Source organism: Prevotella sp. 885, assembly GCF_002265625.1.
GTDB lineage: Bacteria > Bacteroidota > Bacteroidia > Bacteroidales > Bacteroidaceae > Prevotella.
The window spans coordinates 1-9,011 of record NZ_NOVE01000077.1; the positions used below are offsets into that span (position 1 = coordinate 1).

6 protein-coding genes and 1 pseudogene are annotated in these 9,011 nt (G+C 39.7%); 4 read left to right on the forward strand and 3 right to left on the reverse strand.

The genetic code is table 11. The features are described 5' to 3' along the window. From CHL74_RS16450 to CHL74_RS14285, 3 genes and pseudogenes are all read left to right on the forward strand, one after another. Positions 1-103, forward strand: a pseudogene (locus tag CHL74_RS16450) (ISAon1 family transposase); the annotation flags it as partial. A gap of 181 nt (positions 104-284) precedes the next feature. Beyond that, positions 285-1,466, forward strand: a complete 1,182-nt coding sequence (locus tag CHL74_RS14280) for a relaxase/mobilization nuclease domain-containing protein (protein WP_094881861.1) — start codon at positions 285-287, stop codon at positions 1,464-1,466. A gap of 23 nt (positions 1,467-1,489) precedes the next feature. Then, the gene (locus tag CHL74_RS14285; protein ID WP_254923337.1) at positions 1,490-2,347 is read left to right on the forward strand and encodes a hypothetical protein; all 858 of its coding nucleotides are present in this window, start codon (positions 1,490-1,492) and stop codon (positions 2,345-2,347) included. Positions 2,348-2,458: 111 nt separating this feature from the next. On the opposite strand, the gene CHL74_RS14290 is transcribed toward CHL74_RS14285, so the two are convergent. Genes CHL74_RS14290 through CHL74_RS14300 form a run of 3 tightly spaced genes read right to left on the reverse strand, consistent with a single transcriptional unit; the run spans position 2,459 to position 7,328 of the window. Next, positions 2,459-3,931: an RNA-binding domain-containing protein gene (locus CHL74_RS14290; protein WP_094881864.1), complete on the reverse strand. Its 1,473-nt coding sequence runs from the start codon at positions 3,929-3,931 to the stop codon at positions 2,459-2,461. Position 3,932: 1 nt separating this feature from the next. After that, positions 3,933-5,249 (reverse strand): abortive infection family protein, encoded by a 1,317-nt coding sequence (locus tag CHL74_RS14295; RefSeq protein WP_176452275.1) that lies wholly within the window; start codon positions 5,247-5,249, stop codon positions 3,933-3,935. Between the two features lie 57 nt (positions 5,250-5,306). Next, positions 5,307-7,328 carry a ligand-binding sensor domain-containing protein gene (locus tag CHL74_RS14300; protein ID WP_141241352.1) on the reverse strand — a complete coding sequence of 674 codons (2,022 nt, stop codon included), beginning with the start codon at positions 7,326-7,328 and terminating at the stop codon, positions 5,307-5,309. Between the two features lie 504 nt (positions 7,329-7,832). Between CHL74_RS14300 and CHL74_RS14305 the strand changes: the two genes are divergently transcribed. Then, entirely contained in the window at positions 7,833-8,354 is a 522-nt protein-coding gene (locus tag CHL74_RS14305) for an HAD domain-containing protein (RefSeq protein ID WP_094881863.1), read from the forward strand. Positions 8,355-9,011 lie beyond the last annotated feature (657 nt).

The following is a 9,011-nucleotide window of genomic DNA, read 5'->3' on the forward strand; positions in this document are numbered from 1 at the left end:
TGCAGAATCTTTCAATGCAAAAGTCAAGCATTTCAGAGCACAACTTCGGGGTATCATTGACAAGAAATTCTTTCTCTTCAGACTAACAAGATTGTATGCTTAATCCACACACTTTTTCAGGTGAGCCTTAAGTTTGCTCACCAAGCAGGGCTTATGACCATTGCAAACAAAGCCAGCGAAGCCCTTGATGGAGTCAATGCTATTCTCCATCAAGCTCGTCTTAAAATCAAAGAGAAAGAAGACGAACTAGAAAATCAAAGTTAAACTATAAAACACGACAGCATATGTATGGTAAAATACTTCATGGAGCATCATTCGGTGGGCTTATCAACTACATTAACGACCCACGCAAAAATGCGATACTGGTTGCTTCAAGCGACGGAATCAATCTCACGAATAACCAAACCATAACAGATAGTTTCGTGATGCAGGCAGGTTTGAGTGCTCGAACCAAGAAACCTGTAGGACACTTTATCTTATCGTTTTCACCCCATGATACGCTACATATCAATGACAATCTGTTAGGGCAAATAGTGAACGATTACTTGAAGCGCATGGGATATGACGACAATCAATTTGTTGCATTCCGTCATTTCGACAAAGAACACCCACATGTTCATATCATGGTAAATCGAGTAAACTTTAAAGGCAAATGCACCAAAGACTCACATGAGAAAGACAAGAACATAAAAGCGTGTAAGGAATTGACTGAGCAATATGGCTTATATATCGCAAGAGGAAAAGAAGCTATCAAAGAACGAAGACTTCGCTCAATGGATGCCATTCGTTATCAGATGTTGCATCGAGTAAACGAATCGTTGCAAGTCTCTCGAAGTTGGAAAGAATTTGAGAATGAATTGTCAAAAGCAGGAATCCGTTTGTGCTTCCGATACAATACTAAGACAAACGGTATAGAAGGAATATCTTTCACTCTTGCCAAGGAAAATATCAGCAGCAAGATGAAACATGACATCTCTTATAGTGGCAAGCAATTGGATTCATCACTCACTCTTGCATGTATTTGCAAGAAGCTTGGCAACCCTATAGCTATCGTTCATGAACAGGCAAGAGATATGTATGACGATGCTCGGCAAGAATGGTACGATTCGCATAATGCCTATGATGTAAGAGATATAGATAGAGTATTTCCCGATTTCGATTTACGTTTCCCCAGGCAAGCCCAAGCAAGAATGTATGATGCCCCGCAGATGTGTGGCAACGAACAGACTTTGGAACAAGACTTCTTTGATGAATTGTACCAAGCAGCAGATGACGTTTCCAATATAGGCAAAGGAGCGATTCAAGTAGGACTCACTTCCCTTGGAACCATTCTCTTTCCTCCATATCAACCTGCCATATCTGCAGGTGGTGGAGGCACGTCTTCTAAACTTGGTTGGGGAGATGATGACAAATACAAGAAAAAATATAGCAGTAGAAGTCGCAGCTTCGGAAGAGGCAGGCGTTAATCAAACTTATAAACATCAACAATATGGCTAAATCAAACGAACAGTTAGAGGATATACTTGATGACTTGTCTGTCATCAAAAGCAATAATGCCACAACAGAACAGAGACTTGGTAATATCGAAATTCTATTGGCGAAGTTGGCAACGAAAGAGGATGTCGCACCAATAACGCCTGTTACAAGCACCTCAACAGTCTCCATTCCGTATGACGAGATAAAAAATGCAGTTCACGAAGAAATGGATAGTTACTTTAACGCTATGTCTGATTCTGCAGAACTTCTATCGGATAAGGTCCTCAAACGCCTGGGGAATATCTTCATTGAACTGTATGTTGAAGAAATAGAAAAATACTTGGAAAAAGACGAAAAAGAAAGAGAGTGCAAACGCAACGTGTATCTGCAAAAGCGAAAAGCGCAAGGCTTAATGACCATTGAGCAAGTAGCAGAATGGGCGCCACAATATTCTCTTGAGATTCAACGGACAATCCGTTACATCGGCATGAAAATCATTGATGAGAATGAATCTGTAGAAAAAGCACATGCGATTTTGAAGATATGGGGCGATGCCCTGCAAACCATAACAAGTCCCAAGTCATCTCCTCCACCTACATTGAAATCGTGGTGGCTCTACAGGTGGAACAGATTCAAACAAAGGACTGACAAATGGAGATTGCTCCAATGGTATCTTGTCATTCTTGGCATTATTGCCAGTATTTTCTTTTCATCTCTATATCAAAATCGGGTCATGGATCTCGACAGAACTAACCGCATTTTCTACAAGAAGGTTATCATGGATGAAAAGAGAAAGAAAAACTATCATGAGCTGGATTCGCTGATTCACTCCGATTCGTTTTTCAAGACATATTGGTGTTTGGAACATTGAACACCTCTACAAAAAGAAGGTCAATGATGTAATTGATTTGTATCTAATAGTCAAATCTCAATAAAATTTAGGCGGCTAACCATAAGGTTTGGATTAGCCGCCTGTAAAGTATCAAATATTTCTGAGAATTAACCATTGCCCGTTTTTATCACTTCCGCTACGAGCTATATAACCTCTCTTTCTTAGCGAAGTTAGTTCTCTTTTTAGCGTTGCAAGTGAAACATCAAGTTTATTGGCCAATTCATCTCTTGTTATAGATGGAAATTGCTTCATTGCAGACAGAATGGCCCGCTGTCGCTCATTTACAGGCTCATTTACAGGCTCATTTACAGGCTCATTTCGGATATGCAGTGTCAATTTTACTTGCATAAGTTCGGGCTGTTCCAATAATTCAGGCTTTATCCAATGCTTTTCATTCCAAGCATTTAGGATGAGAGGAAAACCTGAACCAAGGTTTTCGCCATAGCCAATCATGCGAAACATATTCTGCATACGCTGATTACGTGCCTTTGACTCTCCACCTTTGTAAATCTGTTCTATAGGCAGCTTCAAAAGTCCAGGATTGGTCAGTACGAAACAATCATCATATTTCTCCACCTTTAGCACGCCATTCACCATGAAATCGGCATGAATAACCATGTTTGTAATGGCTTCACGCACAGCCTTTGCTTGAAGCGTATCATCTTTGCGCACTACACCATTCATACTGAATGGGTGAGGCAAGTCACGTGTCAGTTTTGGAATGACAATACGAATAAAATTGAACAGGTTGTTTTCCCAAGTACCATCGTATGTCAGTCGATCGCTATAGCGTTGGTCTCCAATCAAGTTTGACTTGTCTATGTAATCCATACGCAAATTGTCAAAACGCTCACGGACTGGGAGTCCCTTGCCAAACATCAAGAGCCCTGCCATAGTCAATCCTTCTTTTCCAGTCCTTCGGTCTTTTTTATAACCTCCAAAGTTCGAAAGAAACTCCTTATGTTCAGACGAGTTCCATTGATGCTCTGGATGTAGGTTCTGAAACATCTGACGGAAGCGTTCCAAAGTGGGGATGTCTATGTCATCCATTGTGTAGTATTCCAACAGCAAGCCATCATTACCAGCTTCATTGGCATCACGGAGCATCATCTTCAGTTCTTGCTCCGTACAATGGTAGTCACCTTCATGGTTACGTTTGAATGTACCTCTTGACAAATTGTTATTGATATAGACAGGGCGGAATGTATAATCAGCACGAGGCACGTTGATGGCAATAATGTTTTTGCCATCAATGTCTATCGTCTGAATATCATCATCGCATAGAAGATTGATATTCACCTTCTCACGACTATTGACTGTGTTCCACAAGTCTTTACGGATTTTGTCTGCATCCTCAACGCCAACGATTTCAAACCGTTTGGCATTGTCATGTTCATTCATATGTTCCACCACTCCTAATAGAATGGTTCCACCGTATGTATTGGCAAAAGCGGAATAGGTGTCCCATAGTGAACTTGGTACACCTTTCATTGCTTTCTTGCATTCGAGCGTTACACGCTCACCTTCAGATAGAAGCTTGTATATATTGTCTATTTTACTCATCTTAGTTATCTTTTTTGGTCCTTTCATGCGTACACCACAAAAACTCTACCAAAATAATGGAACTTCCAACAGCTAATTTGGCATGACGTTCTTCTAAACCTTTGTATGAAGCTACACGCCCATGCCCACTACCATATGAGTTTCTTAGCGTTGCCATGCCATCCGCAATAGCACTTAAATTGCCCAAAATTTGTTTCATCGCTTTTGCTGCTGGTATAGCATCATCTATATCATTTGGTGTTACTTTCAACAAACTCATTGTTCTCCTTGTTAAAGCACCTATTTTTTCATTTTTCGGTATTGGCTCGTTACGTTCTTCCAATATTGTTTTACAGCAACTTTCGATAAGTTCTTTAGCCTTACCAATAGCCTCTGTCGGGTTTTCAGAAGTCATGTGCATCATTATAGATATTTGAGAAGTCATATACTCGCTTGAAAAACGTTGTTCTAACTCTTGGGCAGAATTGCTTATATAAGCAATTCCTGAGCGTATTCGATTAACAATGCTTAAACATTTTTGATAATTATCACCTTTTCTTTCTTCTTCATAATAAGAATTGGACGAATAATAATCAAATAATGCTACAAGTAGTTTAATGACATCATTCTCTTTGCCTTCTTTAGTATATGCCATCAATGACTTTCCTTTAGATTTCCCATAGAATTCAGTTAATTTTAGACCTATTTCTTTCAGTGTTAATTCGTCAAAGGCCGGTGTGCTTAAATCAAGGACATATCCTCCACGATTGAACAAAGCAATAAGTAAGTTCAATTCACTTGGTTGTATAATTCTAAATTTATCATCTTTCAATCTCCAACCATACACTATACAATTGGAAATAATATGTTCAATGTAAAACTCATATCCATCAACCTTTATTAGTTCTTGAATTTTTTCAAAGAAGGTTTTCCAATAACTTTGTTCGTCTCTTACTTCTGGATTAAAAATTTCGCATAAAAAGTCTAACAATTGTTCGTCGGTTCCATTGCATAAAGGGAATCGGTCATCTGTAAATAACCAATCTTCTGGATAGTCGTTTGGATTCAATATCGTGTGACGGTAAATATCTTCCTCTGCGTTATTCAATCTGCTATCTTTTGAGGGCATATCTTTAAGATTATACAAACGTGTTAGAAACTCAACGCACGATAACGTACCATAAAAATTGAATGTAATACGTACATCTTCTCCCAATATAGCTGACTCTACATAGCCGTTTGAAAGAAGATTGAATATTTTCTTTCGAGTTATAGAAGTTATTTTATTCATCATTCCAAGCACTTTGAATTTATATTTTAGCATCAAATGTATTGTCATCCATCTTTAACAGAACCAATTCTGCTAGTTCCCAATGATTCTTTTTGGCTATTGATACTACCGAGCAAGAACTTTTGTTGTTTTCCCGTTCTCGTCTCGCATGATATAAATCTGCCCTGGTGTCATAGCTTTTACTTTGCGTCCCTCAATAGTGTAAATAGCTTTTGCACCATTTGGCGTTACAAATATTCCTTCTACACCTGTGCCTTGATTCATCTTGGCGGAAGATATGCCTCCCGATGCTTCATAGCTGAGCCAAATCATATCTCGCTTGACATCTATCTGCACCTGAATTGGCCACGGATTAGCCAGCCCACTGTTGTAGATTGTGTAAGCATCCCATTGGTTTTCCCCATCGAAGCGTACAAGACCTATATCAGATACTGCCATCCATAGGGCATCATGCTTGTCTATTGCAATATCCACGATGCTGTTGCCGCCTATGTTGGAGTTATATTGGTTATAGATTTTCCAATTCGTGCCATCGTAGCAAACCAATCCACCACCATAATCTTTACCCATTACAGGCGTTCCATTCCTACTATATCTACTATTCATCCATACTCTGTTATGCGAATCAACAGCGATACAGTCAACATAATTATATGGAATAGGGGAATTTATCGTATCATGACACACCCAATTATGCCCATCAAAAGAGCACACTCCAAGGTCCGCGATTCCAACCCATAGCCTGTCGCTCTTATCAAAAGCGAGGGATGTTATCATGTCGCCTGGCATTGGCGAATTTGAAGAGTTGTATTGAGACCATTGTACGCCGTCGTATTTATATAAGCCATTTGATGCTCCAACCCATAAATGGTTTTTGCTATCGAATTCCAGTTGTTTTAACTGCCCTGTTTGAAATGGCGTGTTATCTCGTTTGAAAACAGTTGTATCGGCATTTTCTATAACAGCCAGTATGGTATCGCTATTATTGGGTGCAACCCACAAACGTCCTCGCTTATCGTATGCAGCTGCGTTAATAGCAGGGTAATAGTCCTTTGCATTAGGAAACAGGTGTTTCCATTCCCCTTTCTCTGTGTATTGGGCAAGATAATCATTGGATGCAAAGCACACGTTGCCTTTCTCGTCGACTGTGGAAACCTCGTGCATCCGGTTCTGCGTCAATATATTCTTCTCCAGTTCTGTCTGTTCAAACGTGCCGTCATAGAATCTGAGCAATCCATGAAATCGTGTTGCTACCCATACATCGTTACCATCGGGTGCAATGTCGCATATCCAGTCGTTGCTGTAGTTTGAAGGAAGCGGGTAAGAGGAGAATTGTTTTCCGTCATATTTGACAAGTACGTTCCAATTTCCCATCCATAAATTACGATTCGTGTCGAAAGCTAATCCGTTAACATTGTTACTTGACAGTTGTCCGCCTGAAGTGTTGTACGAAGTGAAAGATGTGCCGTCATACTTGATTAACCCTCTGTTAGTTGCCAACCATTTGTTGTCTTTATCGTCGATTATTATATTGTTAACTTCACTTGCGCCACAGTTTAGAAGCGTGGTATTTCCATTGGAGGAAAGGAAACCAAACGTAAAGCCACCAAACCACAGTGTACCGTTTTTATCAAGAACAAGAGATTGGATAGCAGGATAGTAATGTATGTCTGCTTTGGGGTCGGGAGTGTAAACCGTATAGTAATTATCTTTCAAGATATAGATATCGTGTATTGCTCCAATATACACCTTATCTAATGCATCATCAAAGGCGAAACAGCTTTGAAGTGCAAAAGGGAACTGCCAATTCTGAAATGAGTTTTCATCATAAATGCTCATGCCTGTGTATTGGCCACCTATCCACCACTTGCCATTGTGGTGAGCCAGTCCAACGATATTGTTGTCTGCCAATCCATTTGTTCTATCAAGGAATTGGCATCGACCAGTGTTTTTGTCGTAAATAGCCAGACCGCCATCCGTTCCCAGATAAAGTTTGTCGCCATCTACAACAATGTTTCTGACCCATGCCTTTGAAAGATAATTCTTCCAATCGTTCACCTGTGCGTGACATACAGAAGCAGAAATCTGTATGCAGAGCAACATAAGGAAAATGACCATCTTTTTCATACGGAAATTATTGTCGTCCAACAATTGTCAAATATTGACTACAAAAATAAAGAAAGTTGTTGAGATTAAAGAACTATATCTTGGAAATCTTTGCATTTGGGCGATTTTTAACATTTAGAGAGTGCATTGCCAAATTATAAATAAAAAGCTATTGCCGTTGCCCAGTTAGTGTCACTACAAGCTACATCTATTTTTACCGATAGTTATCCATTTTTACTGAAAACGAATTATGTGGAGCTATGAGCATCTATATTTGACTTGTTTTTGCTTGTTTCAATCTCATGATTTAGCATTCATATTTGTACCAATAAAAGCTAAATTACTGATTATCAGTATGGTTTATTTTCGAGGAGGTTAAGTAAGTTTGACCAATCTGTAAATCAGAATCCTAATAAATAATAAAAGGCGTACAACTGAAATCTCATGGATATCGGTTGTACGCCTTTTTTTGTTTAAATGAATTGACGTTCTATAAGATTTAAGTTTCTTAATATTTTCTTACCAATGGCAGTTACTGACAAGATTATATTTCTTGACCTTGATGGGGTTATGAACACTCTGCGTCATCAGCGGCAGCTGATGTATGAAGGGAAGGTTTGGGAGGACAGGCATGGGGCTTTCTTTGATCCCGTGGCGGTGGCGCAACTCAGGCGAATCATCGATGCCACTCATGCTGCTATAGTGATAGAGTCGTCATGGAAATGCCTTGGCTTAGAGGCCATGCAGCGCTTGTGGCATGCCCGTAGGATGCCGGGCGAGGTGATTGACGTCACGCCGTCTGGCATCAGTGACAGCGTGCTGCTATCAGCTGACATTGACGTTACAGACCCGACGGTGCTGCATAGCAAGGGCGCGGAAATAGCGTCGTGGCTTTATGACAACAATATGCAGCAGGCTCCGTATGTAATTATCGATGACGGATACGTAATCCTGGAGTCGCAACTCCCACACTTCGTCCAGACCGACTCGTATGACGGTCTTACTGAAACGCTCGCTACAAGAGCCATCGGGATTTTATCAGAATAAACAATAATAAGGCGTACAACTGAAATCTTATAGAAGTCGGTTGTACGCCTTTTTGCATTGTTTAAACAAATGATTGAGCTACAGTTTCTTCTCTATATATCCTTCCTGGTCGTAGCAGCGGTGATATTTGTGGAGTGTGTCTATAAGTTGTTGTAGTGGAAGGATGTCGGATTTTAGTTTTCTAAATTTTTGGTATTGGTCGTTGTATCTTTAGTTGTCTTCGTATTTGTTTTGATATTCCGCTCATTTGCACTACCTTTGCAGCAGTTGAGTGCGTGTTTGCTTATCGTTGCTTATTTCCATATTGGCAGCACATTTGCAGCACGCTCACGCAGATTGCTTGTTTAATAACGGTTTGCATTTCGAGGAGGTCAAGTAAGCTTGACTTCTAAGGATAGACATTCTGAATAAGAATAAATAATAAGGCGTACAACTGAAATCTTATGGATATCGGTTGTACGCCTTTTTTGTATCATTGTGCTTTATTTCTTCTTTTGACAAATTTGATACTTGGATAATTGAGAATAAAAGGCTCAAATAATATTGTTGTGTTTTTAACAATCTGCATTTCCTTATGCAAATAACTGTTTTACCCTATAAAGATAGAACTTCAGATCATTCACTCCTCTGAATTCAGCCCTGAATGTTTTTAGCTTG

What these genes read in the sequence shown, in the direction of transcription:
- CHL74_RS14280 (WP_094881861.1), top strand. Translation starts at nt 285, where the DNA reads ATGTATGGTAAAATACTTCATGGAGCATCATTCGGTGGGCTTATCAAC.
- CHL74_RS14285 (WP_254923337.1), top strand. Translation starts at nt 1,490, where the DNA reads ATGGCTAAATCAAACGAACAGTTAGAGGATATACTTGATGACTTGTCT.
- CHL74_RS14290 (WP_094881864.1), bottom strand. Translation starts at nt 3,931, where the DNA reads ATGAGTAAAATAGACAATATATACAAGCTTCTATCTGAAGGTGAGCGT.
- CHL74_RS14295 (WP_176452275.1), bottom strand. Translation starts at nt 5,249, where the DNA reads ATGACAATACATTTGATGCTAAAATATAAATTCAAAGTGCTTGGAATG.
- CHL74_RS14300 (WP_141241352.1), bottom strand. Translation starts at nt 7,328, where the DNA reads ATGAAAAAGATGGTCATTTTCCTTATGTTGCTCTGCATACAGATTTCT.
- CHL74_RS14305 (WP_094881863.1), top strand. Translation starts at nt 7,833, where the DNA reads ATGGCAGTTACTGACAAGATTATATTTCTTGACCTTGATGGGGTTATG.